Annotated in this window: 26 protein-coding genes; 15 read left to right on the forward strand and 11 right to left on the reverse strand. The window is 74.5% G+C overall.

All coding sequences use genetic code 11. The features are described from left to right. Nucleotides 1-29: 29 nt before the first annotated feature. Nucleotides 30-1013 (reverse strand): aldo/keto reductase, encoded by a 984-nt coding sequence (locus Q3W68_RS15330; RefSeq protein WP_302906065.1) that lies wholly within the window; start codon nucleotides 1011-1013, stop codon nucleotides 30-32. Between the two features lie 84 nt (nucleotides 1014-1097). Here Q3W68_RS15330 and Q3W68_RS15335 point away from each other — a divergent pair, with 84 nt between their 5' ends. Both Q3W68_RS15335 and Q3W68_RS15340 read left to right on the forward strand, forming a co-directional pair. Next, nucleotides 1098-1889, forward strand: coding sequence for a trans-aconitate 2-methyltransferase (locus Q3W68_RS15335; RefSeq protein WP_302906066.1), 792 nt, complete (start codon nucleotides 1098-1100; stop codon nucleotides 1887-1889). Beyond that, nucleotides 1886-2911, forward strand: a complete 1026-nt coding sequence (locus tag Q3W68_RS15340) for an adenosine deaminase (protein WP_302906067.1) — start codon at nucleotides 1886-1888, stop codon at nucleotides 2909-2911. Before Q3W68_RS15335 ends, Q3W68_RS15340 begins: the two co-directional genes overlap by 4 nt. Here the strand turns inward: Q3W68_RS15340 and Q3W68_RS15345 are convergent. From Q3W68_RS15345 to Q3W68_RS15355, 3 genes are all read right to left on the reverse strand, one after another. After that, nucleotides 2868-3143 carry a hypothetical protein gene (locus Q3W68_RS15345; protein ID WP_302906068.1) on the reverse strand — a complete coding sequence of 92 codons (276 nt, stop codon included), beginning with the start codon at nucleotides 3141-3143 and terminating at the stop codon, nucleotides 2868-2870. The two genes, Q3W68_RS15340 and Q3W68_RS15345, sit on opposite strands and share 44 nt — an antisense overlap. Nucleotides 3144-3373: 230 nt before the next feature. Continuing rightward, the gene (locus tag Q3W68_RS15350) at nucleotides 3374-4765 is read right to left on the reverse strand and encodes a HAMP domain-containing sensor histidine kinase (RefSeq protein WP_302906198.1); all 1392 of its coding nucleotides are present in this window, start codon (nucleotides 4763-4765) and stop codon (nucleotides 3374-3376) included. Nucleotides 4766-4794: 29 nt separating this feature from the next. Beyond that, complete coding sequence (locus tag Q3W68_RS15355; protein ID WP_302906069.1) at nucleotides 4795-5484, reverse strand: response regulator transcription factor; 690 nt, start codon at nucleotides 5482-5484, stop codon at nucleotides 4795-4797. A 73-nt stretch (nucleotides 5485-5557) separates the two neighbouring features. On the opposite strand from Q3W68_RS15355, the gene Q3W68_RS15360 reads away from it, so the two are divergent. Continuing rightward, nucleotides 5558-6487, forward strand: coding sequence for an ADP-ribosylglycohydrolase family protein (locus Q3W68_RS15360; RefSeq protein WP_302906070.1), 930 nt, complete (start codon nucleotides 5558-5560; stop codon nucleotides 6485-6487). A gap of 148 nt (nucleotides 6488-6635) precedes the next feature. Here the strand turns inward: Q3W68_RS15360 and Q3W68_RS15365 are convergent, their stop codons facing one another. Then, nucleotides 6636-7550, reverse strand: a complete 915-nt coding sequence (locus Q3W68_RS15365; protein ID WP_302906071.1) for a YcnI family protein — start codon at nucleotides 7548-7550, stop codon at nucleotides 6636-6638. 203 nt (nucleotides 7551-7753) lie between these two features. Here Q3W68_RS15365 and thrS point away from each other — a divergent pair, with 203 nt between their 5' ends. From thrS to Q3W68_RS15385, 4 genes are all read left to right on the forward strand, one after another. Next, complete coding sequence (gene thrS, locus Q3W68_RS15370; protein ID WP_302906072.1) at nucleotides 7754-9772, forward strand: threonine--tRNA ligase; 2019 nt, start codon at nucleotides 7754-7756, stop codon at nucleotides 9770-9772. A gap of 121 nt (nucleotides 9773-9893) precedes the next feature. Further along, the gene (locus Q3W68_RS15375) at nucleotides 9894-10409 is read left to right on the forward strand and encodes an HIT domain-containing protein (RefSeq protein ID WP_162881603.1); all 516 of its coding nucleotides are present in this window, start codon (nucleotides 9894-9896) and stop codon (nucleotides 10407-10409) included. Between the two features lie 32 nt (nucleotides 10410-10441). After that, complete coding sequence (locus Q3W68_RS15380) at nucleotides 10442-11134, forward strand: hypothetical protein (protein WP_302906073.1); 693 nt, start codon at nucleotides 10442-10444, stop codon at nucleotides 11132-11134. Between the two features lie 169 nt (nucleotides 11135-11303). Further along, a complete protein-coding gene (locus Q3W68_RS15385) occupies nucleotides 11304-12362 on the forward strand; it encodes an aldo/keto reductase (RefSeq protein WP_302906074.1) in 1059 nt (352 codons plus the stop codon). A 489-nt stretch (nucleotides 12363-12851) separates the two neighbouring features. Here Q3W68_RS15385 and Q3W68_RS15390 read toward each other — a convergent pair whose 3' ends face one another. After that, complete coding sequence (locus Q3W68_RS15390; protein ID WP_302906075.1) at nucleotides 12852-15008, reverse strand: elongation factor G-like protein EF-G2; 2157 nt, start codon at nucleotides 15006-15008, stop codon at nucleotides 12852-12854. Between the two features lie 252 nt (nucleotides 15009-15260). On the opposite strand from Q3W68_RS15390, the gene pgsA reads away from it, so the two are divergent. The 7 genes from pgsA (at nucleotide 15261) to Q3W68_RS15425 (ending at nucleotide 21198) form a co-directional block, all read left to right on the forward strand. Then, entirely contained in the window at nucleotides 15261-15881 is a 621-nt protein-coding gene (gene pgsA, locus Q3W68_RS15395) for a phosphatidylinositol phosphate synthase (protein ID WP_151500838.1), read from the forward strand. Continuing rightward, on the forward strand, nucleotides 15878-16810 hold the full coding sequence (locus Q3W68_RS15400; protein WP_302906076.1) for a phosphatidylinositol mannoside acyltransferase: 933 nt from the start codon (nucleotides 15878-15880) through the stop codon (nucleotides 16808-16810). The genes pgsA and Q3W68_RS15400 overlap by 4 nt, the downstream gene beginning before the upstream one ends. Before the next feature lie 9 nt (nucleotides 16811-16819). Then, on the forward strand, nucleotides 16820-17980 hold the full coding sequence (locus tag Q3W68_RS15405; protein WP_302906077.1) for a glycosyltransferase family 4 protein: 1161 nt from the start codon (nucleotides 16820-16822) through the stop codon (nucleotides 17978-17980). Between the two features lie 83 nt (nucleotides 17981-18063). Beyond that, nucleotides 18064-18567 (forward strand): hypothetical protein, encoded by a 504-nt coding sequence (locus Q3W68_RS15410; RefSeq protein ID WP_302906078.1) that lies wholly within the window; start codon nucleotides 18064-18066, stop codon nucleotides 18565-18567. Nucleotides 18568-18693: 126 nt separating this feature from the next. Beyond that, nucleotides 18694-19605, forward strand: a complete 912-nt coding sequence (pdxS, locus tag Q3W68_RS15415; protein WP_302906079.1) for a pyridoxal 5'-phosphate synthase lyase subunit PdxS — start codon at nucleotides 18694-18696, stop codon at nucleotides 19603-19605. 7 nt (nucleotides 19606-19612) lie between these two features. After that, nucleotides 19613-20218, forward strand: a complete 606-nt coding sequence (gene pdxT, locus Q3W68_RS15420) for a pyridoxal 5'-phosphate synthase glutaminase subunit PdxT (protein WP_302906080.1) — start codon at nucleotides 19613-19615, stop codon at nucleotides 20216-20218. Nucleotides 20219-20448: 230 nt separating this feature from the next. After that, a complete protein-coding gene (locus Q3W68_RS15425; protein ID WP_043324998.1) occupies nucleotides 20449-21198 on the forward strand; it encodes a YebC/PmpR family DNA-binding transcriptional regulator in 750 nt (249 codons plus the stop codon). A gap of 68 nt (nucleotides 21199-21266) precedes the next feature. Here Q3W68_RS15425 and Q3W68_RS15430 read toward each other — a convergent pair whose 3' ends face one another. The 4 genes from Q3W68_RS15430 to Q3W68_RS15445 all read right to left on the reverse strand — a co-directional run bounded on the left by Q3W68_RS15430 (nucleotide 21267) and on the right by Q3W68_RS15445 (nucleotide 25263). After that, nucleotides 21267-22328 carry an ABC transporter permease gene (locus Q3W68_RS15430; protein WP_302906081.1) on the reverse strand — a complete coding sequence of 354 codons (1062 nt, stop codon included), beginning with the start codon at nucleotides 22326-22328 and terminating at the stop codon, nucleotides 21267-21269. After that, complete coding sequence (locus tag Q3W68_RS15435; RefSeq protein ID WP_121686010.1) at nucleotides 22325-23218, reverse strand: ABC transporter ATP-binding protein; 894 nt, start codon at nucleotides 23216-23218, stop codon at nucleotides 22325-22327. The genes Q3W68_RS15430 and Q3W68_RS15435 overlap by 4 nt, the downstream gene beginning before the upstream one ends. A gap of 81 nt (nucleotides 23219-23299) precedes the next feature. Continuing rightward, nucleotides 23300-23977, reverse strand: coding sequence for a response regulator transcription factor (locus Q3W68_RS15440; protein ID WP_120570563.1), 678 nt, complete (start codon nucleotides 23975-23977; stop codon nucleotides 23300-23302). After that, on the reverse strand, nucleotides 23974-25263 hold the full coding sequence (locus Q3W68_RS15445) for a sensor histidine kinase (RefSeq protein ID WP_302906082.1): 1290 nt from the start codon (nucleotides 25261-25263) through the stop codon (nucleotides 23974-23976). The genes Q3W68_RS15440 and Q3W68_RS15445 overlap by 4 nt, the downstream gene beginning before the upstream one ends. An 87-nt stretch (nucleotides 25264-25350) precedes the next feature. On the opposite strand from Q3W68_RS15445, the gene Q3W68_RS15450 reads away from it, so the two are divergent. Then, entirely contained in the window at nucleotides 25351-25911 is a 561-nt protein-coding gene (locus tag Q3W68_RS15450) for a GNAT family N-acetyltransferase (RefSeq protein WP_302906083.1), read from the forward strand. 46 nt (nucleotides 25912-25957) lie between these two features. On the opposite strand, the gene Q3W68_RS15455 is transcribed toward Q3W68_RS15450, so the two are convergent. Further along, nucleotides 25958-26560 (reverse strand): hypothetical protein, encoded by a 603-nt coding sequence (locus Q3W68_RS15455; RefSeq protein WP_302906084.1) that lies wholly within the window; start codon nucleotides 26558-26560, stop codon nucleotides 25958-25960. Nucleotides 26561-26573: the final 13 nt, after the last annotated feature.

Below are 26573 nucleotides of genomic sequence, written 5' to 3' on the forward strand. Positions count from 1 at the left end.
CGGCCGCGACGCCGCGCCGGCCGGCCGGCTCACCACCGGTCGTGCACCTGCGGGCGGATCAGCTCGTCGTAGGTGGCCCGCACCGCGGCCAGCTCCACCTCGGTCAGTGCCGGCTGCCCGGCCGCCTCGGCGTTGCGCCGTGCCTGCTCGGGGGAGCGGGCGCCGGGGATCACCACAGTCACGCCGGGCTGGTCGAGGACCCACCGCAGGGCGAACTGCGCCATCGTGCGGTCGTCGCCGACCAGCGGCGCGAGCCGGCGCACCGCGGCCAGACCGCTGTCGTAGTCGACGCCGGAGAACGTCTCGCCCACGTCGAACGACTCGCCGTGCCGGTTGAACGTGCGGTGGTCGTTCGCCGGGAACGTGGTGTTCTCGTCGTACCGCCCGGAGAGCAGGCCGCTCGCCAGCGGCACCCGGGCGATGATTCCGACCCCGGCGGCAGCGGCGGCGGGCAGCACCTGCTCCAGCGGCTTGTGCCGGACCGCGTTGAGGATGATCTGCACGCTGGCCACGCCGGGCCGGGCGATGGCGGTGAGCGCCTGGTCGCAGGTCTCCACGCTGACGCCGTACCCGGCCACGCGGCCCTCGTCGACGAGCGTGTCGAGGGCGTCGAAGACCCGGTCGTCGGCGAAGACGGCGGTGGGCGGGCAGTGCAGCTGCACCAGGTCGAGCGTGTCGACGCCGAGGTTGGCCCGGGACCGGTCGGTCCAGGCCCGGAAGTTGTCCAGCGTGTACGCCTCCGGCGTCTGCTCCACCCGGCGGCCCATCTTGGTCGCCACGGTGAGCCCGTGCCCGGGGCGGGAGCGCAGGAACCGGCCGATCAGGGCCTCGCTGCGGCCGTCGCCGTACACGTCGGCGGTGTCCAGGAAGGTGACGCCCGCGTCGACGGCGGCGGCGAGCACGGCGAGCGCGTCGTCCTCGCTGACCTCGCCCCAGTCCGCGCCGAGCTGCCACGCGCCGAGTCCGATGATGCCGACATGCCGGCCGAGCCGGTCGAAGCTGCGCTGTTCCACCCGGTCGAGCCTAGTGAGCGGCTTGCGGGTGCGCGCGCCGGGCCGTACGGTCTAACAAGACGTACGTACGGTTTGGAGGCTGTCATGTGGGATCCGCGCACCTACCTGCGCTACGGCGACGAGCGCTCCCGGCCGTTCCACGAGCTGCTGGCCCGCGTCGGCGCGGAGCACCCGCGCGCCGTGGTCGACCTCGGCTGCGGCCCCGGCACCCTCACCGCCACGCTCGCCGGACGCTGGCCCGGCAGCCGGGTCACCGGCCTCGACTCCTCCCCGGAGATGATCGACCGGGCGGCCGCCGAGGGCGGTCCGGTCACGTACGCGGTCGGCGACGTCCGCGACTGGCGGCCGGAGCCCGACGTGGACGTGCTGGTCGGCAACGCCGTGCTCCAGTGGGTGCCGGAACACCGCGACCTGCTCCGCCGCTGGGCACACGCGCTGCCGGCTGGCGCGTGGATGGCGTTCCAGGTGCCCGGCAACTTCGACGCGCCGTCGCACCGGCTGCTGCGCTCCGTCGCCGCGGGGGACAGGTGGCGCGACGCGCTCGCCGGAAAGCTGCGCGAGGCGCCCGTCGACGAGCCGGTTGGCTACGCCACGCTGCTGACCGATGCGGGCTGCGCGGTCGACGCCTGGGAGACTACGTACGTGCATCTGCTGCCCGCCGCCGGCGCCGACCACCCGGTGCTGGCCTGGATGGAGGGCACCGCGCTGCGCCCGGTCCGCGCCGCGCTGGACGCCGCCGGCTGGGCCGCCTTCCGCGCCGAGCTGGGGGTACGGCTCGCGCAGGCGTACCCGGTGCGGCAGGGTCAGGTGTACTTCCCGTTCCGCCGGATCTTCATGGTGGCCCGCACCGGCGCCCGCGCAGAGGAGAACTCGTGACCGACCTGCCCACCTTCATCGCCGGACTGCCAAAGGTGGAGCTGCACGTGCACCACGTCGGCTCGGCCTCGCCCCGGATCGTCGCCGAGCTGGCCGCCCGGCACGAGGGGCGCAGCCCCGTCCCGGCCGACCCGGAGGCGCTCGCCGACTACTTCGCGTTCCGCGACTTCGCCCACTTCATCGAGGTCTACCTCAGCGTCGTGGACCTGATCCGCGACGCCGACGACGTCTGGCTGCTCACCCACGAGGTCGCCCGGGAACTGGCCCGCCAGCAGGTCCGCTACGCCGAGCTGACCGTCACGCCGTACTCGCACGTCAACCGCGGCATCCCGGCGCCGGCGTTCTGCGAGGCGATCGAGGACGCCCGCAAGCGCGCCGAGGCCGACTTCGGCATCTCGCTGCGCTGGTGCTTCGACATCCCCGGCGAGGCCGGGCTGCCCGCCGCCGAGCAGACGCTGCGGATCGCGCTCGACGAACGCCCCGACGGGCTGATCAGCTTCGGCCTCGGCGGCCCCGAGATCGGGGTGCCCCGGCCGCAGTTCAAGCCGTGGTTCGACCAGGCCCGGGCGGCCGGGCTGCGCTCGGTGCCGCACGCCGGCGAGACCACCGGCCCGGAGACCATCTGGGACGCGCTGCGCGAGCTGGGCGCCGAGCGGATCGGCCACGGCATCTCCGCCGCACAGGACCCGGCGCTGCTGAGCCACCTCGCCGAGCGGCGCATCCCGCTGGAGATCTCCCCGACGTCAAACGTGCGCACGCGGGCCGTGCCGAGCCTGGACGCGCACCCGCTGCCCCGGCTGGTCGAGGCCGGCGTGCCGGTGAGCATCAACTCCGACGACCCGCCGATGTTCGGCACCACGCTCAACGACGAGTACGCGGTGGCCGCCCGGCTGCTGCGACTCGGCCCCGACGGGGTGGCCGCGCTGGCCCGCGACGCGGTCGCGGCGGCGTTCCTCGCACCGGCCGAGCAGGCCCGGATCACCGCCGAGATCGACGCGTACCTGGCGAGCGCGGCACGCTGAGCGGCCGTACCGGCACCGGCCGCCGGGACACCCGGGGCGGCCGACGCCGCGCGGTCAGCAGCATCCCGGTCAGCGCCAGCGCGGTGAGCGCGGCGGCGGGGCCGGGAGCGACGGGCGAGGGCCGGGCGGGACCGTGCGCGAGCACCGGGTCCTGCCAGACCGCGAGCGTGAGCGCGATGCCCAGGCCGATGACGGCGGCCCAGCGGAGCAGACGACTGACGGCCGGTGGCATGACGGTCACCTCGCGCCCGGGATCGACGGGGGAGAGCGCGCGCGACGGGAGCGAGGTGTGGGGGGACCGGACTCCCGCCGCGCGCATGATCCGTCGGCCGGAAGGTCTTACGGGGCGTCCCGGCCGACGGAACTGATGGGTTCTGTCAGCGATCCTGACAGTTCACGCCGGTTTTCCGGCAGTCGTTAAACCACCTTTAAGGAGAACTTGCGCCGGTACACAGCCACGGGTCAGCGCGGGCGCGGCCAGCGCCGCCCGGGACGCGGCTCGCGTGCCTCCCGGGCCATCCGCCCGACCAGCCCGAACCGGTTCACCGGACGGGGCGCCGCGTCCGGGTCGGCCAGCAGCATCACCACGCTCGCCCCGCCGAGCCGGGCCCGGTCGATGCTCACCGAACCGTTCGCCTGCAACGCGACCCGCTTGGCGATGTCCAGCCCGAGCCCGGTGGAGCCCTTGTCGCTCTCGCCCCGGCGCAACGCCCGGTCCGGGTCGGCGATGCCCGGCCCGGCGTCGTCGATGCGGATCGCCACCCAGCCGTCCCGGCGGCTCACCGCCACCTCGAACGCGGTGCCCTGCGGCGTGTACCGGAACACGTTGCCGATCACCGCGTCGAGCGCGGCGGCCAGCTCGGCGCGGGGCACCGGCGCCGGGATCCGCAACTGCGCCCCGACCACCCGGTGCGGCCGGTTCTGGTCCCCGGCCAGCGCCGACCAGAAGACCATCCGGTCCCGGACCACCTCGCTCACGTCGCACGACGCCGGCGCGGTCTCCTGGGCGACCGCCTTGCGGGTCGTCTTGATGAGCTGGTCGACCTCGCCCTCCAGCGTGACGATCGCCTGCCGGATACGCCGGATGCCGCGCCGCCGGTCCAGCTCCGCCTCGCTGAACGTGCCGATGCTCGTGTCGTCGGACTCCAGCGCCTCGGCGTCCAGCCGCAGCGCGGTCAGCGGCGTACGCAGCCGGTGCGACAGGTCGGCGACCAGTTCGTGCTCGTCGGCGCGCAGCGCCACCAGCCGTTCCGTCATCCGGTTGAACGCGTGCCCGGCCTCGGCCAGCTCGCGCGGGCCGGTCGGCTCGACCCGTACCCCCAGTTCGCCGTCGCCCACCGCGAGCGCCGCCTTGACCAGGTCGCCGGTGGCGTCCACGGCCCGGGCCGCCACCCGGTCGACCACAGCCACCGCCGCGCCGACCAGCGCCAGGCCGATCGCGAGCAGCAGCAGCCACCGCCCGCCGCCGCCGGAGTCGAGCACCTCGTCGGGGACGAAGACCTCCACCACGGCGACCCGGTCACCGAGCACCACCGGGTCCAGCCGCAGCACCCCGCCGTCCACCTCGGTCACCACCGAACGCCGCTGCGCGGCGGCGTCGGCGAGCACCCGCGGGTTCGCGCGGCCGGCCGACTCGTCCGCGCCGACGCCGTGCACGACCGGACGCTTGGCCGGATCGTCGCCGGCCGCGGCGGCCACCGCCCGCTCGATGGTCGCGGTGTCGGTGCTGACCGCGAGCGCGCCGGTCACCAGCGCGGCCCGGCGGGCCGCGTCGGCCAGCTCCGCCTCCCGGGTCCGGTCGGCGAGGGTGAGCCCGAGCGGGACGAGGAAGGCGAGCGCGATCAGGCCGCACAGGCCGGCGGTGAGCCCGGCGAGCGTGAGCCTCAGTCCGGCGCCACCAGCCGGAAGCCGACCCCCCGCACGGTGCGCAGGTAGCGCGGCTTCGCCGCGGACTCGCCCATTTTGCGGCGGAGCCAGTACAGGTGAACGTCGATGGTCTGGTCCTCGCCGACCGATGGCTGCCGCCATACCTCCTCCAAGAGTTCCCGCCGGGACACTACCCGGCCGGGACGCGCGGCGAGATACGCCAGCAGGTCGAATTCCTTGCGGGTCAGGGCCAGCGCCTCCCCGTCCAGCACCGCGCTGCGCTCGCCGACGTCGACGCGCAGGCCGCCGACCGTGTGCACGGCCGGCGCGGCGGTACGGCTGGCCCGCCCGGCCCGGCGCAGCACGGTGGTGATCCGGGCGTCCAGGTGCGCCCCGGTGAACGGCTTGACCATGTAGTCGTCCGCACCGGCGCGCAGCAGCCGTACCACCGACTGCTCGTCGTCACGGGCGGTGGCGATGATGATCGGCACGTCGGTGATGCCGCGCAGCATGCGCAGCGCGTCCGAGCCGTCCAGGTCGGGCAGGCCGAGATCGAGCACCACCAGATCGGGTGTCTCCGCGGCGACCCGGCGCAGCGCGTCCAGCGCGGTGCCGACCGCGTGCACCGCGTGCCCCCGGTCGGTCAGCGACCGCAGCATGGCGCCGCGCACGACGTGGTCGTCTTCGACCAGCAGGACGGTTGCCACGTCAGCACCGTACTCGGCGTGGCAAGCCGGTCGCGTTGCGGCGGTCCGGCCAACCGGGCAAGCTGGGACGGCGATGACGTTCACGCTCTTCCCCGACACCCGCCTCACGCTCGCCCGCGACGCGCTGGCCGGCCTGTCGGTGGGCGACGCCCTCGGTTCCCAGTTCTTCGTTCCCGGCCGGCACCCGGACGACCTCGCCGCCGGGCGGCTGCCCGCGCCGCCGTGGGAGTGGACCGACGACACCGAGATGGCCTGCTCGGTGGTGGCCGAGCTGGCCGCCGCGGGCCGCATCGACCGGGACCGGCTGGCGCTGGCGTTCGCGCAGCGCTGCGAGCCGTACCGGGGGTACGGGCCGGGCGCGGTGACTGTGCTGCGGCTGATCCGCACGGGCACGCCGTGGCCGGTGGCCGCCGCGTCCGCGTTCGACGGGCAGGGCTCCTGCGGCAACGGCGCCGCCATGCGTGTCGCGCCGCTGGGCGCCTGGCACGCCGACTCCACCCGGCGCGCCGCCGAGCAGGCCCGCGCCTCCGCCGAGGTGACCCACGCCCACCCGGAGGGCGTCGCCGGTGCGGTGGCTGTCGCGGTGGCCGCCTCGCTCGCCGCCCGGGCGCGCCTCGACGGCGGCCGGCCCGACCCGGCCCGGCTGCTCACCGCCGTCGCCGCGGCGCTCGACCCGGGCGGTGAGGTGCACCGCGGAGTACGCCGGGCCACCGCGCTGCTCGGTCGCCCCGCCGCCGCGGCGGCCGACACGCTCGGCAACGGCTCCCGGGTCACCGCGCAGGACACCGTCCCGTTCACCCTCTGGGTCGCCGCCACGCTGCTGCACGACTACCCCGCCGCGATCCGGACCTGCGTCGAGGCGGGCGGCGACGTGGACACCACAGCCGCCATCGTGGGCGGGATCGTGGCCGCGTACACCGGGGTCGGCGCGCCGGGCGGCGTGCCGGAGGGCTGGCTGACCGCCCGCGAGCCGCTGCCCGGCTGGCTCACCGCCCCCGCCTGACCACCCCCGCCCGTGCCCGCGCTCCGCCGTCGGAGGAGTCCGAGATCTTGGTACGAAATGGCCCCCAGGAGGGCCGTTTCGTACCAAGATCTACTGCGGTCTCGCATCGTGGATGGGTGTTCCCGCTTGGCGGGCGGGTAGGTGGCGGTCAGGGGCGCGTGGAGGCGGTGCCTGCGGTGACGGGCTCGCTGGCCTCGGAGGTCGCGGTGTCGGGGGGCGTGCTGTCGGGGGTCGCGGGGGCGCCAGGGGGCGCGGTGGGGTCGGAAGGGCTCTCGCTGTCGGGCGGCAGGGTCATGGTGTCGCGCCGGCGGCGGCTGAGCAGCCAGCCGATCGCCGCGCCGCCGGCCAGCCCGGCGAGCAGGCCGCCGCCGAGCAGCAGATCCGCGCTCGGCCCGTCGTCGGCCGCGCCGGCCGCCGGTGCCGCACCGCCCTGCGCGCCGTCGGCAGCCCCAGGGCCGCCCGCCGCGCCGTGACCGCCGTGCGCGCCGCCGTTCGTACCGGCGCCGCCGTCGTGCGTCACGGTGCCGGGCAGCGGCGGCAGCAGCTCGACCGTCGGCGCGGGATGCGTGCCACCCGCCGGGTCCGCCCACCGGACCACAGTGCCGTCGTCGTACGTCTGCACCACCGTGAACATGAGCCGGTCGGTGGCGGGCATCGGTCCCATGCCCAGTGGCAGCCGGGCCGGCCCGGTGCCGGTGCCGGGCATCCGCAGCCAGCTCACCGAGTGGGTCACCTGGTTCAGTTCGGCCGCGTGCATGCCGGGGACGGGCTGGTCGAGCGTGCGGGTGGTGATGGTCGGCGCCCAGTCCGGCACCGACAGCGGGTACACCTCGCCGATCGGGGCGTCAGCGGGCATGGTCAGCTCGATCCGGGTGGTCCGCGTACCGGGCTTGTCCGCCGGCACCAGCACCGCGAGTTCGATCGCGTCGCCCTGGCGTACCTGGGCGGGCGAGGTCGTGACTGTCACCCCGGCCGCGCTCGCCGCGCCCGGCCATCCCACCGCCCCGGCGAGTACGGCCGTCAGCAACGCAGCCGCCCACCGGCCCTGACGGGTCATCCTCATGGTCGTCACCGTCCTTCTCGACTGGGGTCGGCACCGGCTCCGGCCCCACCTGGTAGTTCGGGCGGCGGGGCGAAAAGGTTCAACCCGGCACGGAACTCGCCGAAGGCGGGCACCGGCGTCGGCGGCGGTATGGGTCGGGGCGACCGATAGCATCGCAGGGGCCGGTCACCGGCCCTTCCGTACCGTCGACGACAGGAGTCACCGTGTCCGCACCCCGTACCCCCGTCGTGGCCGACCCCGTCGTCGTCGCCGCCGGGACCACGGCGGCCGACGCGGTGGCCGCGGCCGGCCTGCCGGCGAGCGGGCCGAAGGCGATCGTGGTGGTCCGCGATCCGCAGGGCCAGCTCCGCGACCTGGACTGGCGCCCGGCCGAGGACGTGGCTGTCGAGCCGGTCACCCTGGACAGCCCGGACGGGCTGAACGTGCTGCGTCACTCCACCGCCCACGTGCTGGCCCAGGCGGTGCAGGACGTCTTCCCGGACGCGAAGCTCGGCATCGGCCCGCCGATCGAGAACGGCTTCTACTACGACTTCGGCGTGGACAAGCCGTTCCAGCCGGACGACCTGGCCAAGCTCGAGAAGCGCATGCAGGAGATCGTGAAGTCCGGCCAGCGGTTCCGCCGCCGCCGGTTCGCCGACCTGGACGAGGCCCGGGCCGAGCTGGCCGCCGAGCCGTTCAAGCTGGAGCTGATCGACGTCAAGGGGGAGGGGCTGGACTCCTCCGAGGTGATGGAGGTGGGAGGCGGCGAGCTGACCATCTACGACAACCTCGCCGCGAACGAGGACAAGGTCTGCTGGTCGGACCTGTGCCGTGGCCCGCACCTGCCGAACACCCGGCTGATCGGCGCGTTCAAGCTGATGCGCTCGGCCGCCGCGTACTGGCGCGGGTCGGAGAAGAACCCGCAGCTCCAGCGCGTGTACGGCACCGCGTGGCCGACCCGCGACGAGCTGAAGGCGTACCTGAAGCTGCTGGAGGAGGCCGCCCGCCGCGACCACCGCAAGCTCGGCGCGGACCTCGACCTGTTCAGCTTCCCCGATGAGATCGGGTCCGGCCTGCCCGTCTTCCACCCCAAGGGCGGCGTGCTCAAGCGGGTGATGGAGGACTACGTCCGGGCGCGCCACATCGAGGAGGGCTTCGACTACGTCGGCACGCCGCACATCTCCAAGGAAGGTCTCTTCCACACCTCGGGACACCTGCCCTACTACAAGGACACGATGTTCCCGCCCATGGAGATGGAGGGCAGCGACTACTACCTCAAGGCCATGAACTGCCCGATGCACAACCTGATCTACCGGTCGCGCGGGCGGTCCTACCGGCAGCTCCCGCTGCGGCTGTTCGAGTTCGGGTCGGTCTACCGGTACGAGAAGTCGGGCGTGATCCACGGCCTGACCCGGGTGCGCGGCTTCACCCAGGACGACTCGCACTCCTACTGCACGAAGGAGCAGGCGCCGGCCGAGATCAAGCACCTGCTCGGCTTCGTGCTCAGCCTGCTGCGCGACTTCGGCATCGACGACTTCTACCTGGAGCTGTCGACCCGCGACGACTCCCGGCCGGACAAGTTCGTCGGCTCCGACGACGACTGGGCGACGGCCACCGCCGTCCTGGAGCAGTGCGCGCTGGAGACCGGGCTGGATCTGGTGCCGGACCCGGGCGGCGCGGCGTTCTACGGCCCGAAGATCTCGGTGCAGGCCAAGGACGCGATCGGCCGCACCTGGCAGATGTCGACCATCCAGTACGACTTCAACCAGCCCAAGGGCTTCGGGCTGGAGTACCAGGCGGCCGACGGCACCCGGCAGCAGCCGGTGATGATCCACTGCGCCAAGTTCGGGTCGATCGAGCGGTTCATCGGCGTGCTCACCGAGCACTACGCGGGCGCGTTCCCGGCCTGGCTGGCGCCGGTGCAGGTGGTCGGCATCCCGATCCGCGACGAGCACGGCGACTACCTGGTCGACTTCGCCGCGACGCTGCGCCGGCACGGCATCCGGGCCGAGGTCGACCTGGGCGACGACCGGATGCAGAAGAAGATCCGCAACGCGCAGCAGCAGAAGATCCCGTTCATGGTGATCGCCGGTGACGACGACGTGGCCGCCGGCACCGTCTCGTTCCGCTACCGGGACGGCTCGCAGCGCAACGGCGTACCGATCGACGAGGCGGTGGCGCACGTCCGCGAGGTGGTGGAGTCGCGCACCAACGCCGGCCCCACCGCCACCGCCGCCGAGTAGGCGGTCCGCCGAGCCGCGCCGCCCGGGCGGCGGCGCGGTTCGGCGGCGGTCCGGCCCGGATCGTAGGATCGCCTGTGTGACAGGGGCGGAGCGGGACACCGGGTACGGCGGCGACAACGGTCTGGCGGACGGGCTGGACCGGCTCTGGACGCCGCACCGGATGACCTACATCTCCGGCGAGGACCGGCCCGAGGGCGGGTACGAGAAGCCGGCCGGCTGCCCGTTCTGCCTGGCGCCCGGGCTGCCGGCGGAGGAGAGCCTGGTGGTGGCCCGCGGTGAGCACGTCTTCGCGGTGCTGAACCTCTACCCGTACAACCCCGGCCACCTGCTGGTCTGCCCCTACCGGCACGTGGCCGACTACACCGAGCTGGACGAGCCGGAGACGGTCGAGCTGGCCGCTTTCACCAAGGCCGCCATGCGGGTGGTCCGGCACGTCTCCAGCGCGCACGGCTTCAACCTGGGCATGAACCAGGGCGGCGTGGCGGGCGCGGGCATCGCCGCGCACCTGCACCAGCACGTGGTGCCGCGCTGGGGTGGCGACGCCAACTTCATGCCGGTGATCGGCCGGACGAAGGTGCTGCCGCAACTGCTCGCCGACACCCGGGAGCTGCTCGCCAAGGCGTGGGCGGCGGCCTGACGGCGGCCCGTTCCGACAGTACGATCTTGCGCATGGCCCTCCTGCACCGCGCGGAACTGCGCCCCTCGAAACTGGAGCTGCTCGTACCCTGGCTGCCCGGCCGGTCCTGGTTCGCCGGCGAGGCGGGCGCGGAGGTCACCCGCGTCGCGGCGTACCGGTTCGACGACCCGGCCGGCGAGGTCGGCGTCGAGACGCTGCTCGTGCGCGCCGGTGACGGCCCGGTGCTCCAGGTGCCGCTGACCTACCGGGGCGCGCCGCTGGCCGGAGCGGACGACTTCTTCGTGGGCCTCGTCGAGCACTCGGTGCTCGGCCGCCGCTGGGTGTACGACGCCTGCGGCGACCCGGTGTACCCGCCGCTGCTGGCCGCCGCCGCGCTCGCCGACGCCGGGCAGGCCGAGGAGTACTTCGAGGTCGACGGGAAGCGCGAGGTGCGTCCGGCGAGCATGACGCTGACGGGGAGCCGTACCGGCCGCCCGGTCCCGGCCCCTCCGGTGTCGCCGGCGTCGGCCGCTCCGGTGTCGCCCGCTCTGGAGCCGGCTGGTCCGGTGTCGGCTGGACCGGCTCCGGCCGGTCCGGATGACGGCGGCGTGACGGTGGTGCGGGTGGGGGACGTCGAGCTGGCGGTGGTCCGGCGGCCCGTCCCGGCGGACGTTCCGGCGGCGGGCGGGCTCGCCGGCACCTGGCCGGGCCAGGACGAGCCGGTGCTGCTGGCGTACGCGCGCTGACGATCACCGCCGTCCTGGCCCTGGAGGCGGTCGTGCTGGGCGGCGGGATCGCTCCCGGGCCGCGGGCCGGCGTCCTGGCAGGTCTGCCGCCGTCACGCGCGGTGATCGTTGTCGGACGGCGGGATGACGATCCGGCCCGCCGACGCCGGGAAGGTGACAGGATGCGGCGGTGGCAGTCGACACGCGACAGTTGGGGTGCAGCGGCATCGAGGTGAGCGCCCTCGGCATGGGGTGCTGGGCGATCGGCGGCCCGTGGGCCGAGGGCGCCCGGCCGCTGGGCTGGGGCCGGGTCGACGACGACGAGTCGGTACGCGCCGTCCGCCGCGCGCTCGACCTCGGCGTCACCCTGTTCGACACCGCCGACACGTACGGCGCCGGGCACGGCGAGCGGGTGCTCGGGCGGGCGCTCGCGGGCCGGCGCGACGAGGCGGTCATCGCCACGAAGTTCGGCTACACGTTCGACGAGTGCGCCCGCCAGGCCACCGGTGAGAACGCCTCCCCGCACTACCTGCGCCGGGCGGTGACCGACTCGCTGCGCCGGCTGGGCACCGACCGCATCGACCTCTACCAACTGCACCTCGGCGACCTGCCGCTGCCCCGGGCCGAGGCGCTCGTCGGCACGCTCGACGAGCTGGTCGACTCCGGCCTGATCCGGGCGTACGGGTGGAGCACCGACCGGGCCGACCGGGCCGCCGCCTTCGCCCAGGTCGCCCGTGGCGCCGCCGCCGTGCAGCACGCGCTGTCGGTGCTCCGGGACGCCCCTGCCATGCTCGACGCCTGCGACAAACACGACCTGGCCAGCCTGGCCCGGGGGCCGCTCGGGATGGGTCTGCTCACCGGCAAGTACACGCCGGAGTCCACGCTGCCCCGCGACGACGTACGCGGACTCGGGCCGACCTGGCTGGAGTGGTTCCGCAGCGGCCGGCCCGCCCCGGAGTGGCTGCGGCGGGTCGCCGCCGTGCGCGACGCGCTGACCGCCGACGGGCGCACCCTGGCGCAGGGGGCGATCGGGTGGATCTGGGCGCGCAGCGACCGGGCCGTGCCGATCCCCGGCGCCCGTACCGTCGCGCAGGTCGAGGAGAATGCGGCCGCGCTCGCCTGGGGCCCGCTCGCCGCGGACCACTTCGCCGAGGTGGAGCGGCAGCTGGCGGCGGTACGCCGGGCCGCCCTCCGGGACGCCGACCGCCCCCACTGGCCGATGCCCCCGGTCCCCGCCGTCCGCCCCTGACCGCACCACCTCGCCACCCACCCACCGAGCCGCCGAACCGACCCGCCCTCCCCGGCCCCCGCGCTTGCCTAGCCGATCGAGTCCGCCCGGCTGATCGAGCTCGCCGCGCTGATCGAGCTCGCCGCGCTGATCGGGCTCGCCGGGTTGATCGGGCTCGCCGGTTGATCGGGCTCATCGAGCCCATCCCGCGCGCCGAGCGATCGCTCCCACACACCGAAACCCGCCTCCCAGCTCCCGAAACCACCGCAGATCTTGGTACGAAAGCGCCCCTATAGGGGCCACTTCCTACCAAGATCTGCGCGTCCCAACCCCGACGCGACCTGGCGCTGGCCCCGGCGCGGTGGTCGAGCCCGCCCTCGTCGGCGCTGATCTTGCACTTACCGCCCTTACTTTGTCGGGAATGCCCCCATTAGCGGGGGCCGCAAGTGCACGATCGCGGGGCGGGGGCGGGGGCGGGGGCGGGGCGGCGCGGGGCCGGGGGGAGAGTGGTCAGCGGGTTGTGGATTCCTTGCGGGCCTGGTCGGCCAGGTGGGCGGGCATGGGCTCGTGGCGGGCGAACTCGCGGCGGAACGTCCCAGTGCCGGCCGTCATCGAGCGCAGCTCGACCGCGTACCGCAGCAACTCGGTCGCGGGCACCTCGGCGCGGACCAGCGTGCGGCCCTCGGCCTCCGGGTCCGGCTCGGTGCCGAGCACCCGGCCGCGCCGCCCGGACAGGTCGCCCATCACCGCGCCGACCGAGGCGTCCGGCACCCGTACGGTGATCTCGTCGACCGGCTCCAGCAGCGCCGGCTGGCCCTTCTCCGCGGCGTCGCGCAGCGCCAGCGCGCCCGCGGTCTGGAACGCGGCGTCGGAGGAGTCGACGCTGTGCGCCTTGCCGTCGACGAGCGTGACCCGCAGGTCCACCACGGGGTAGCCGGCGACCAGGCCGCGCTCCATCTGCGCCTTGACGCCCTTCTCCACCGACGGGATGTAGTTGTGCGGGACGGCGCCGCCGACCACGCGGTCGACGAACTCGAAGCCGGCACCCCGGGGCAGCGGCTCCACCTCGATGTCGCAGACCGCGTACTGGCCGTGGCCGCCGGACTGCTTGACGTGCCGCCCGCGCCCGCGGGCGGCGGCGGTGAACGTCTCGCGCAGCGGCACCCGGACCGGCTCGGTGTCCAGCTCGACGCCGCCGCCGCGCAGCCGGTCGAGCACCACGTCGGCGTGCGCCTCGCCCATGCACCAGAGCACGAGCTGGTGGGTCTCCGCGTTGCGTTCCAGGCGCAGCGTGGGGTCGCCGGCGACCAGCCGGGACAGGTTGCGGGCCAGCGCGTCCTCGTCGGCCCGGCTGCGCGCCACGATCGCCACCGGCAGCAGCGGCTCCGGCATCTCCCAGGGCGCGATCAGCAGCGGGTCGTCCTTCGCCGAGATGGTGTCGCCGGTCTCCGCGCTGCCCGACTTGGTGATCGCGCACAGGTCACCGGCGACGCAGGCGGGCACCTCGCGCAGCGTCGCGCCGAGCGGGCTGTAGACGTGGCCGACCCGCTCGTCGGCGTCGTGGTCGGGGTGGCCGCGCTCGGCCATGCCGTGGCCGGACACGTGGATCACCTGGTCGGGGCGGAGTGTGCCGGAGAAGACGCGCACCAGCGAGACCCGCCCGACGTGGCGGTCGACTGTCGTCTTGACCACCTCGGCGACGAGCGGGCCGTCCGGGTCGCAGGTCAGCGGCGGGCGGGGCGAGCCGTCCACGCCTGTCACCGCGGGCAGGTCGTGCTCCAGCGGCGACGGGAACGCCGCGACCAGACCGTCGAGCAGCGCGTCCAGGCCGACGCCGGTCTCCGCGCAGACCGGCACCACGGGGTAGAAGTGGCCGCGGGCGACAGCCGTCTCCAGGTCGGTGATCAGCACCTCGGGGTCGATCTCCTCACCGCCGAGGTAGCGGTCCATCAGGGTCTCGTCCTCGCTCTCCGCGATGATCCCCTCGATCAGCTCGTCGCGGGACTCCTGGATGGCCGGCAGGTGCTGCGGGTCCGGCTCGCGCACCTCTGCCGGCAGCCCGGCGGAGTAGTCGTACACCCGGCGGGTGATCAGCCCCATCAGGCCGGCGACCGACTCGCCGTCGTCGCCGAGCATGGGCAGGTAGAGCGGGAGCACGTTGTCGCCGAAGACGCGCTGGCACAGCGCCACCGCCTCGTCGAAGTCGGCGCGCGGGTGGTCCAGCCGGGAGACGGCCACCGCCCGGGGCATGTCGACGGCGGCGCACTCCTCCCAGAGGGCGGCGGTGGCGGCGTCCATCCCGTCGACCGCGGAGACCACGAACAGGGCCGCGTCGGCGGCGCGCAGCCCGGCGCGCAGCTCGCCGACGAAGTCGCCGTACCCCGGGGTGTCCAGCAGATTGACCTTGACGTCGCGGTGCATCAGCGGGGCGCAGGCCAGGCTCACCGAGCGCTGCTGGCGTACGGCGGCGGGGTCGTGGTCGCAGACGGTGGTGCCCTCGGTGACGGCGCCGGCCCGGCCGATCGTGCCACTGGCGGCCAGCAACGCCTCGACGAGCGTCGTCTTGCCGGCCCCCGAGTGCCCGACGAGCACCACGTTGCGGACCCTGCCGGGCTCGGTCACCACCGGCGCGCCGCCGGTGACACCCTTCTCGTTCTTCTGCGCCATCGCGGCGCACCTCCCTCAACCGGTGGTGGTGGCGACCGCCGCGGGCGACGGGGGAGCGGACCCGGGACGGGCGCCGCGGCGATATCTTCCGGTGATCTCCTGCTGCACGGGAACGCGGACCGGTGATCCGGTGAACTGGCTCACCTCCTGGCTCGATCTCACACCCGCACGGGTGCCCGCACAAGGGCCGCCGGGCGGGTCGTACGCCCGGCTGTGTCCCTGGCGGTTGCGGGCCGTTATCGTGGGACCGCCATGGCGAAGATCTTCCAAGTGACGGCCCGCGCGGGCATGACCCGCGTCGTGGAGCCGATCGCCCGCGCGCTGCTGCGTGCGGGCGTGTCCCCCAATGCGGTCACCGTGACCGGCACCGTCGGCGTGCTCGTGGGCGCGCTCGGTTTCGGCGCGCGCGGCCATCTGGTCGCCGGCGCGCTGATCGTCACGGTCTTCGCCCTCACCGACCTGCTCGACGGCACGATGGCGCGGATGAGCGGCGGGTCCACCCGGTTCGGGGCGTTCCTCGACTCGAGCATGGACCGGGTCGCCGACAGCGCGGTGTTCGGCGCTGTCGCGTACTGGCTGGCCACCGAGCACGACTACTCGGGCGTCGCGGCGGCGCTGATCTGCCTGGCCGCGGGCGGGCTGGTCTCCTACGTCAAGGCCCGCGCCGAGGGCCTCGGCATGACCTGCAACGTGGGCATCGCCGAGCGCACCGAGCGGCTGCTCATCGTCGGCGTCGGCGGCCTGCTCACCGGCCTGGGCGTCCGTCCCGCGCTGGAGATCGCGCTCTGGCTGCTCGCCGCGGTCTCGATCTTCACGGTGGGGCAGCGGATGGCCCACGTGTACCGCCAGGCCCAGCGGGTCGGCGCCGAGTGAACCTGACCGAGGCGGGCTTCGTCGCGGGCTGGCGCCTGGTCCGGGCGCTGCCCCGGCCCGTCGCGGCGGCGGCCTTCCGGATGGGCGCCGACCGCGCCCACCGCAAGGACGGCGGGGGTACGCGCCGGCTGCGCGCCAACCTGCGCCGGGTGGTCGGCCCGGAGATGCCGGACGCGGAACTGGACGCGCTGGTGCGCGACGGGCTGCGCTCGTACGCCCGGTACTGGATGGAGGCGTTCCGGCTGCCCGGCCTGAGCCGCACGGACATCCTCGCCGGGTTCCGCCTCGACGGGCAGGAACTGCTCGCCGCCGACGTGGCGGCCGGGCGGGGCGCCGTGGTGGCGCTGCCGCACGCCGGCAACTGGGACGCCGCGGGCGCCTGGGTGGCGGCCACCGGCTGGCCGATGACCACTGTGGCGGAGCGGCTGCCGGACGGCGTCTACGAGCGGTTCGTCGGGTTCCGGGAAGGGCTGGGCATGGAGATCCTGCCCAATACCGGCGGTCCGCGTCCCGCGTTCGACGTGCTGGTGGACCGGCTGCGCGCCGGTTACGTGGTGCCCCTGCTCGCCGACCGGGACCTGTCCGCCCGGGGCGTGGAGGTCGACTTCTTCGGCGGCCGGACCCGGATGCCGGCCGGGCCGGCGCTGCTGGCCATCCGCACCGGCGCCCCGCTCTACGTGGCCTCGATGTGGTACGAACCGGACGCCGCGTGCGCCTCGATCGAGGGCCCGCTGCCGCTGCCGGATCCGGACAGCGCCCCGCTGGACGCCCGGGTGCGCGCGGTGACGCAGCGGATTGCCGACGGTCTGGCGGCGGGTATCGCCCGGCATCCGCAAGACTGGCACATGTTGCAGCGGATGTGGCTGGACCAGGGCCGGGACGGTACGCCCACGTCGGCGCAACCACCGGCCACCACCGGGACGGTCTAGGGGGACGCAGTGCGTATCGGCATCGTGTGCCCTTACTCGTTCGACGTGCCGGGCGGCGTGCAGAACCACGTCATGGACCTGGCCGAGGCGCTGCTCGGGCTCGGCCACGAGGTGAGTGTGCTGGCGCCCGCCGACGAGGACTCGGCGCTGCCGCCGTACGTGGTGTCGGCCGGGCGGGCGGTGCCGCTGCCGTACAACGGGTCGGTGGCCCGGATCGCGTTCGGCCCGGTCTCCACCGCCCGGGTGCGCCGCTGGATCACCCGGGGCGACTTCGACGTGCTGCACGTGCACGAGCCGCTCACGCCGAGCCTGTCGATGCTGGCGGTGCTCTGCGCCCGCGGCCCGGTGGTGGCGACCTTCCACACCGCGATGACCCGCTCCCGGGTGCTGTCCGCCGCGCAGGGCGTGCTCCAGATCGTGCTGGAGCGGATCACCGCCCGGATCGCGGTCAGCGCGCTGGCCCGCAAGGTGCAGGTCGAGCACATGGACGGCGGCGCGGTGGAGATCCCCAACGGGGTGGCGGTGGCGAAGTTCGCCGGGGTGCCGCCGCTGCCGGGCTGGCCGGGGGAGTGCGCCCCGGGCACCGGCGGCACGCTGGGGTTCCTGGGCCGCTTCACCGAGCCGCGCAAGGGTTTCCCGATCCTGCGGGACGCGTTCGTCGCGCTGGCGCCGCACCGCCCCGGGCTGCGGCTGCTGGTCGCCGGCCCGGGTGACGCCGACGAGCTGTACGGGCGGTTCCCGGCCGGCCTGCGCGACCGGGTCACGTTCCTCGGCCTGGTCTCCGAGGCGGACAAGGCGCGCATGCTGCGCAGCGCGCACCTGTACGTCGCGCCGAACACCGGAGGGGAGTCCTTCGGGATGATCCTCACCGAGGCGCTGGCCGCCGGCACCACCGTGGTCGCCAGCGACCTGGACGCGTTCCGCCGGGTGCTCGACGGCGGGCGGGCCGGCCGGCTGTTCCCGACCGGTGACGCGGCCGCGCTGGCCGCCGCGCTGTCCGAACTGCTCGACGACGACGGCCGCCGCGCCGGGCTGACCGCCTGCGGCGACCAGGTGGTGGCGAATTTCGACTGGCCCGTGGTTGCCCGCCGCGTTCTGGAGGTATACGCAGCCGCGATCGAGGCCACCGACGGCCGGGTCATGGACCAGGAGTGGGCGGGTCTGGGCTGACCGCTGTGGCCGCTGCGGCCGCTGTGACGAGCGCGTCGACCGGTGCACCGCGCCGGCCGGCCGGGATGAGGAGCAGCACTACGATGCCGGGCATGTGGTGGGTGGTGGGCGCGGTCGCGGTGCTCGGGCTGGTCTCGGCGTACCTGATCTGGACCTCCGGCCGCGTGCAGCGGCTGCAGGTCCGCGCGGACTCGGCGGCCCGCGCGCTCGACGCGCACCTGCTGCGCCGCGCGGCCGCCGCCGCGGTCCTGGCCGAGCAGCGGTACGGCGTGGAGCTGTACGCCGCCGCCCGGATCGCGCTGGACGCCGTGCCGGAGGAGCGTGAGGCGGCCGAGAACGACCTGACCCGGCAGTTGCGCGGGGTGCGGCTGGACCCGGACGACCCGGCGTGCGCGGCGGTGATCGCGGCCAGCCGGCGGCTGGCGCTGGCCCGGCAGGTGCACACCGACCTGGTCCGGGACGCCCGTTCGGCCCGGGGGCGTCCGGTGGTGCGGCTGTTCCGGATGGGGCGCGGGCGGGAGTGGCCGCGCTACTTCGACATCGACGACCCCACGCTGACCTCGCACGCGGACGTGACCACCGGCTGACGCACCGGCCGTGACGGGGGCCACACGGCAGGCCACCGGGGGTTCGATTGGCGCTCGGAACGGCGCCGCGCCGGTCGTAGCATTCCTGCGCAGTCACCTCCCGAGCACGCCGAGGAGCGATGTCCCGTGTCTGAATCCGCAGCCCCGACCACCGCCACCGCCGTCGGCACCGCCCGCGTCAAGCGCGGCATGGCCGAGATGCTCAAGGGCGGTGTGATCATGGACGTGGTCACCCCGGAGCAGGCGAAGATCGCCGAGGACGCCGGCGCGGTCGCCGTGATGGCCCTGGAGCGCGTGCCGGCCGACATCCGCGCGCAGGGCGGCGTGTCCCGGATGAGCGACCCGGACATGATCGACGGCATCATCCAGGCCGTCTCGATCCCGGTGATGGCCAAGGCCCGGATCGGTCACTTCGTCGAGGCGCAGATCCTCCAGGCGCTCGGCGTCGACTACGTCGACGAGTCCGAGGTGCTGACCCCGGCCGACTACGCCAACCACATCGACAAGTGGGCGTTCACCGTCCCGTTCGTGTGCGGGGCGACGAACCTGGGCGAGGCGCTGCGCCGGATCACCGAGGGCGCCGCGATGATCCGCTCGAAGGGCGAGGCGGGCACCGGGGACGTCTCCAACGCCACCACGCACATGCGCAGGATCCGGCAGGAGATCCGCCGGCTCCAGTCGCTGCCCGACGACGAGCTGTACGTCGCCGCCAAGGAGCTGCAGGCCCCGTACGAGCTGGTCAAGGAGGTCGCCGAGGCCGGCAAGCTGCCGGTCGTGCTGTTCACCGCCGGCGGCATCGCGACCCCTGCGGACGCGGCCATGATGATGCAGCTCGGCGCGGAGGGCGTCTTCGTCGGCTCGGGCATCTTCAAGTCCGGCAACCCGGCGCAGCGGGCCGCCGCGATCGTCAAGGCGACCACGTTCCACGACGACCCGGACGTGCTCGCCAAGGTCTCCCGCGGCCTCGGCGAGGCGATGGTCGGCATCAACGTCGACGAGATCCCCCAGCCGCACCGCCTGGCCGAGCGCGGCTGGTGAGCCGGGCGTGGCCGTACCGGTGATCGGCGTGCTCGCCCTCCAGGGCGACGTACGCGAGCACGTCGCCGCGCTGGCCGGTGCGGGCGCCGACGCCCGGCCGGTGCGGCGGCCGGGCGAGCTGGACGCGGTCGACGGCCTGGTGGTGCCCGGCGGCGAGTCGACCACGATCAGCAAGCTGGTGGACATCTTCGAGATGCGCAAGCCGATCGACAAGCGGATCGCCGCCGGCATGCCGGTCTACGGCTCCTGCGCCGGCCTGATCATGCTGGCGGCCGAGGTGCTGGACGGCCGCCCCGACCAGCGCGGTTTCGTCGGCGTCGACATGACGGTGCGGCGCAACGCGTTCGGCCGCCAGGTCGACTCGTTCGAGGCGCCGGTGGCGCTCAGCGGCGTCGACGGCGGCCCGTTCCACGCGGTGTTCATCAGGGCGCCCTGGGTGGAGCGCGTCGGCCCGGACGTGGAGGTGCTCGGCCGGGTGACCGAGGGTCCGGCCGCGGACCGGATCGTCGCGGTGCGGCAGGGCAACCTGCTGGCCACGTCGTTCCACCCCGAGCTGACCGGCGACCTGCGGCTGCACCGCCACTTCGTGGAGCTGGTCCGGGCCGTCGCCTGAGCGGCCGGTCCGTCCCCGGTTGTGCCGGTTCGGGTGGGCCGGGACGGGCCGCTGCCGTGCGGCGCGTGACAGTGCCCCGGCTCCCGCCGGTAGGATTGCGGAGATTCGGCAGGGCCATCAGCCCGCCGCGGCTCCCAGCGAAGATCACGGCACCTCGACGTGCGCCGCCTGGGGAGCGGGGCGTGTGCGGTGCGGTCGATGCAGACGGCGGGTAGCAACGGAGGTAACAGATGTCCGGCCACTCAAAGTGGGCGACGACCAAGCACAAGAAGGCGGTCATCGACGCCAAGCGCGGCAAGATGTTCGCCAAGCTGATCAAGAACGTCGAGGTGGCGGCCCGTACCGGCGGCGGCGACCCGGCCGGCAACCCGACTCTCTACGACGCCATCCAGAAGGCGAAGAAGAACTCGGTCCCGAACGACAACATCGACCGCGCGGTCAAGCGCGGCTCCGGCCTGGAGGCCGGCGGCGCCGACTGGCAGACGATCATGTACGAGGGTTACGGCCCGAACGGCGTGGCGATGCTGATCGAGTGCCTCACCGACAACCGCAACCGTGCCGCCACCGAGGTGCGTACCGCGCTGACCCGCAACGGCGGCTCGCTGGCCGACGCGGGCTCGGTGTCGTACATGTTCTCCCGCAAGGGCGTGGTGATCGTCCCCAAGGGCGGCACGACCGAGGACGACGTGATGATGGCGGTGCTCGACGCCGGCGCCGAGGAGGTCAACGACCTCGGTGAGGCGTACGAGGTGGTCTCCGAGCCGGGTGACCTGATCGCGGTCCGCACCGCGCTGCAGGACGCCGGCATCGAGTACGAATCGGCCGAGTCCTCCCTCATCCCCAGCGTGAACGTGCCGCTGGACGAGGAGGGCGCGCGCAAGATCTTCAAGCTGATCGACGTCCTGGAGGACTGCGACGACGTGCAGAACGTCTACGCCAACTTCGACGTCTCCGACGAGGTGATGGCCGCCGTCGGCTGACCCCGGCCCGAACGCGCCGAGCGCCGGCACCCCGCTACGGGGTGGCCGGCGCTCGGCGTATCGCCCGGTCAGCCGATCGGCTCGCGCTGCCGCCACGCCGCCCGCACCGAGGTCCGCCCGTTGGTGCGCAGCAGCGAGCCCTCGTAGACGCGCGCCCCGGCCAGCAGGAACCCGGCCGCCGCGAGCAGCAGCAGCGCCAGCGACACGAACGGCTCCCACGTCGCCGCGTCGCCGGTGAACAGCCGCACCGGCATCGCGGTGGGCGAGGAGATCGGCAGGTACGACAGGATCCGCATCGCGGCGGCGTTGTCGTTGAGGAACACCACGGCGAAGAACGGCGCCATCACCGCGAGCTGCACCGGCGTGGACGCCCCGGCGATGTCCTCCTGCCGGTTCACCAGCGCCCCGGCGGCCGCCCACATCGCCGCGAGCAGCAGGAAGCCGCACAGGAAGAACGGCACGAACCAGCCGACCGCCGGCGCGATCAGGCCCAGCAGGTCACCGCCGCCGGTCAGGCGCATCCCGATCAGCGCGGCGGCCGCGATCAGGGTGATCTGCCCCAGCGCCAGCGCGCCCGCGGCGAGGATCTTGCCGGCCAGCAGCGCCCGGGCCGGCACGGCGGCGACCAGGATCTCCACGATCCGGGTCTGCTTCTCCTCGGTGACGCTCTGCGCGATCTGCAACCCGAACGTCTGCGACATGAAGAAGAAGACGAACGCGAACGCGAACGGCACCAGGTAGGCGACGAGCGGGTCCACCGCGTCCGGGTCCAGCAGCTTCACCTGCGGTGCCGCGCTGAGCGCGGAGACCACGTCGTCCGGGGCCCGCTCGTCGGCGACCACGACCGGACCGGTCACCACCGCGGCGTCCGCGTCGCCGTCGCGTACCGCCTGCTCGGCGGCACCGTCGTCGGCGACCAGCATGACGTCCAGCCCGGCCGCGCGCAGCGGTGCGGCGCCGGCGGCGGTCACCGCCACTGTGGACGGGCCGCTGCTCAGCATCGCCGGCACCACTGTGGCGACGACGGCGAGCAGCAGGAAGATCAGCGTGCTGTAGAGGAACGTCTTGTCGCGGACCTTGACCTTGATCTCGCGGGCGGCGACCAACCGGGCGGCCTGGAACGTGTTCACTGGTTGACCTCTCGGAAGATCTCGGCGAGGGACGGGGTGACCGGGCCGAAGGCGCGCACCGAACCGCGGGCCAGCGCCGCGCGCAGCACCGACTGGTCGTCGGCGGGCGGGTCCACCTCGAACACGGCGCGCGCGCCGTCGAGGTCGACCAGCCGCACGCCGGGCTGGTCCCGCAGCCAGCCGGCGTCGCCGTCGACCACGAGCGAGAACCGGGGCAGCGTGTACGCGGCGCGCAGCTCCTCGCGGGCGCCGGCGGCCCGGATCGTGCCGCCCGCGATGAGCACCAGGTCGTCGCAGAGCCGCTCCACCACGTCGAGCTGGTGGCTGGAGAACAACACCGGCGCGCCGGCGGCGGCGCGTTCCCGCAGCACGGCGACCACCATGTCGACGGCGAGCGGATCGAGCCCGGAGAACGGCTCGTCCAGGATCAGCACCTCCGGGTCGTGCACCAGCGCGGCGGCGATCTGCGCGCGCTGCTGGTTGCCGAGCGACAGCGTCTCCAGCAGGTCGTCGGCCCGCTCGCCGAGACCGACCCGCTCCAGCAGCGCGTCGGTACGCCGGCGTGCCCCGGCGGCGTCCAGCCCGTACAGGCGGCCGAGGTGGACCACCTGCTCGCGGGGCGTCATCTTCGGGTAGAGGCCGCGTTCCTCGGGCATGTAGCCGAACCGGGCCCGGGCCTCGCGGCTGAGCGGCTGCCCCCGCCACGTCACCTGGCCCGCGTCCGGGGCGAGCACGCCGAGGATGATCCGCATGGTGGTGGTCTTGCCGGCGCCGTTGCCGCCGACGAATCCGGTCATGCGCCCGGCGGTCACGTCGAAGGAGACGTCTTTGAGCACCTGACGGCCGCCGAAGCTGCGGTCGACGCCGTCGAGGCGGAGCACGCTGGTCATGATCCCGACGCTACGGCCGGTCCTCACCCCCGTCGTCCCACCACGGAGCGATCACGGGGTCCGTCGCACGGCGGACGGGCGTCATCCGCCGGGTCGCACCACCCCGTGCTCGTACGCGAACACCACCGCCTGCACCCGGTCGCGCAGCCCGAGCTTGGCCAGCACGCGGCTGACGTGGGTCTTCACCGTCGCCTCGCCGACGCGCAGGGCGTCCGCGATCTCGGCGTTGCTCGCACCGCTCGCGACCAGCTCCAGCACCTCCCGCTCACGCGGGGTCAGATCCGCCGTCGCCGCGTCGTGGCGGGGGTCCGGCGGTGCCGCGCCGGGCCGGGCGAACGTGGAGATCACCCGCCGGGTGAGCGCCGGCGCGATGAGTCCCTCGCCGCGCGCCACCACCCGGACCGCCTCGATCAGGTCCTCCGGCGTGCCGTTCTTGAGCAGGAAGCCGCTCGCCCCGGCGCGCAGCGCGGCGAACAGGTAGTCGTCCCTGTCGAACGTGGTGAGGATGAGCACCGCCGGGCCGCCCGGCGTCGCGTCGCCGGTGATCCGGCGGGTGGCCTCCAGCCCGTCGAGGACCGGCATCTCCACGTCCATCAGCACCACGTCCGGCCGCAGCGCGGACGCCATCGACACGGCGCGCTGCCCGTCGGCGGCCTCGCCGACCACCTCGATGTCGTCCTCGACCTCCAGGATCACCCGGAAACCGGTCCGGACCAGGTGCTGGTCGTCGACGAGCAGCACCCGCACCGGCGCGCTCACGCGGCCCGCCCGGCGGCCTCGACCGGCAGCGGCATGCGGGCCCGGACCCGGAACCCGCCGCCGGGACGCGGCCCGGCCTCCACCTCACCGCCGTGCGCGGCGACCCGCTCCCGCATGCCGATCAGGCCCAGCCCGGCCCCGGCCGCCGGTACGCCGCCCTGTCCGTCGTCGCTCACGTCGATCTCCAGTTCCCTCGCCAGATAGCGGATTCGCACGTCCAGCGTGGTGGCGTGGGCGTGCTTGACCACGTTCGTCACCGCCTCCTGCACGATCCGGTACGCCGCCTGCGACACCGAGCGGGGCAGCGGCGCCGGTTCCCCGTACACCCCGAGTTCGGCCCGCAGCCCGGTGTCCCGGGCCCGGTCGACGAGCGCGGCGACCTGGTCGATGCCGGCGGTGTCCTCCGGGGCGGCGGCCGCGCCGGCCGCGGCGTCCGGGTCGCGCAGCACCCCGAGCATCCGGCGCAGCTCGTCGACCGACGTGCGGGCCGTCTCCTCGATCGCGGCCAGGGCGGTCCGCGCCTTGTCCCGGTCCCGGTCGAACACGCGCCGGCACGCGGCGGCCTGCACGCCCATCACCGACACGTGGTGGGCGACCACGTCGTGCAGCTCGCGGGCGATGCGGACCCGCTCGCCCATCACCGCGCGCTCGCGCGCCTCGACCTGCGAGCGGCGCAGTTGCTCGGCCTGCTCCCGCAGTTCGTACCGGCGGCGCGCGGCCACCCAGGCGGTCTGCCCCGAGTAGTAGGCGAACCCGAAGAACAGCACGTTGTAGAGCACGCCGTTGACCACGGCGGCGAGCACCGGCGGCACCGGGCCGGCGGCGTCGGCGAAGGAGGCCGCGGAGATCTGGTCGGCCCGCAGCGCGAGGGACAGCGCGAGCCAGCCGAACATCGCCACGATGATCCCCGCCCGCAGCCGCGCGGCCAGCCGCCGGTCGGTGCCCCACGCGCCGAGCGTGAACAGGGCGGCGAACAGCGCGCCCGACGGGAGCTGCGCCAGCGGGACGGCCCGCGCCTGCCCGGCGACGAAGGCGACGGCGACGATCACCGCGACGGTGGCGGGCCACCGCCGCCGCACGGCCAGCGGGGCGGTCACCGCGACGGTCCACCAGACCTGCTCGGCCACGCTCGGCGGCGGCCCGAGCAGGAAGGCCCCGGTGCTGTACGCCAGGGTCAGCTCGAACAGGGCCAGCACGGTGACCGCGAGCCCGACCCAGAGGTCGGCGCGGTACTGCGCGGCCGTGGGAGCCGGCCGGCGCCAGGCGGTGGTGGGTGGGGTGCTCACCGTACGACCATGCCACCGGCCGGGCCGCCGTGGTGCCCGGGGCGTAATCGGGTGGGCCGGACGACAGCCACGACGTAGCCTGCCGGGGTGTTCGTACCCGATCTGCCGATACGCACCGAGCGGCTGCTGCTGCGCGCCTTCACCGCCGGTGACCTGGCGGTGCTCCGGGACTACCGGGGCCGCCCGGAGGTCACCCGGTTCCTCTACCACGAGCCGTACGACGACGACGCCGCCCGCGCGGCGATCGACCGGCTGGTCCGGCGGACCGCGCTGCGCGCTCCCGGCGACGTGCTCAACCTGGCGGTGACGCTGGCGGACACCGGCGAGTTCGTCGGCGACGTGCTGCTGAGCTGGACCAGCGGCGAGCACCGGCAGGGCGAGATCGGGTACGTGGCGCACCCGGCGCACACCGGCCGGGGGTACGTCACCGAGGCGGCCCGGGAGATGCTGCGCGTCGGATTCGAGGGGCTGGGGCTGCACCGGATCGTCGGCCGGCTGGACGCCCGCAACACCGCCTCGGCCCGGGTGCTGGAGCGGCTGGGCATGCGCCGGGAGGCGCACCTGCGGGAGAACGAGTTCGTCAAGGGGGAGTGGGCCGACGAGGTGGTCTACGCGCTGCTGGCCCGCGAGTGGCGGGCGGCGGCCTGAGCGACGGCGGAGGCGGGCCCGGCGCGACGGCCGGGCCCGCCAACCCTCAGCAGCAGCAGCCCAGCCGGAACGACCGCTCGACGTACGACGCCAGACCGGCGGAGTAGAAGCCGACCCCGGGCCGGATCGGGTGGTCGCTGAACAGCTCGACCCGCGACCCGAACCGGACCAGGTACGCCTCGGCGTCACCCGCGTCGTTGCGGATCATGCTGCCGCGCGGCCCGTAGATGCGCTCCAGTTCGGCGAAGGACATCCCGACCGACCCGCCGGCCGGGGAGCGCGGCGGGGCGGTGGCCGTACCCACCGAGACGAGCCGGCCGTCCCGGAAGGTCAGCATGATCGCCCCCGCCCAGGAACCGGTGACGCCGGCGTGCACGATTCCGGGACAGCCCGGCGCGGTCCAGTCGATCAGCCCGGCCGCGACGAGCCGGTCCAGCCGGACGCCGATCCGGTACGGCCCGGCGCCACGGACGCTGAGCACCTCGTTCTCCGCGACGGTCGACCGGACGCGGGCCGGCGTGTCGTCGCTGTGGCCGGCGGTCGCCGGGTGCGCGGGCGCGGCGGCGGCGGCCGGCGCGCCGGCGGTGACCGGGACGGTTCCGGCCAGCGCCAGCAGACCGGCGAGGATGGTGGACGGGAGACGGTTCATGGTGGATCTCCTT

Origin of the sequence: Micromonospora sp. C28ISP2-4 (genome assembly GCF_030519385.1) — a bacterium.
Classification (GTDB): Bacteria; Actinomycetota; Actinomycetes; order Mycobacteriales; family Micromonosporaceae; genus Micromonospora; species Micromonospora tulbaghiae.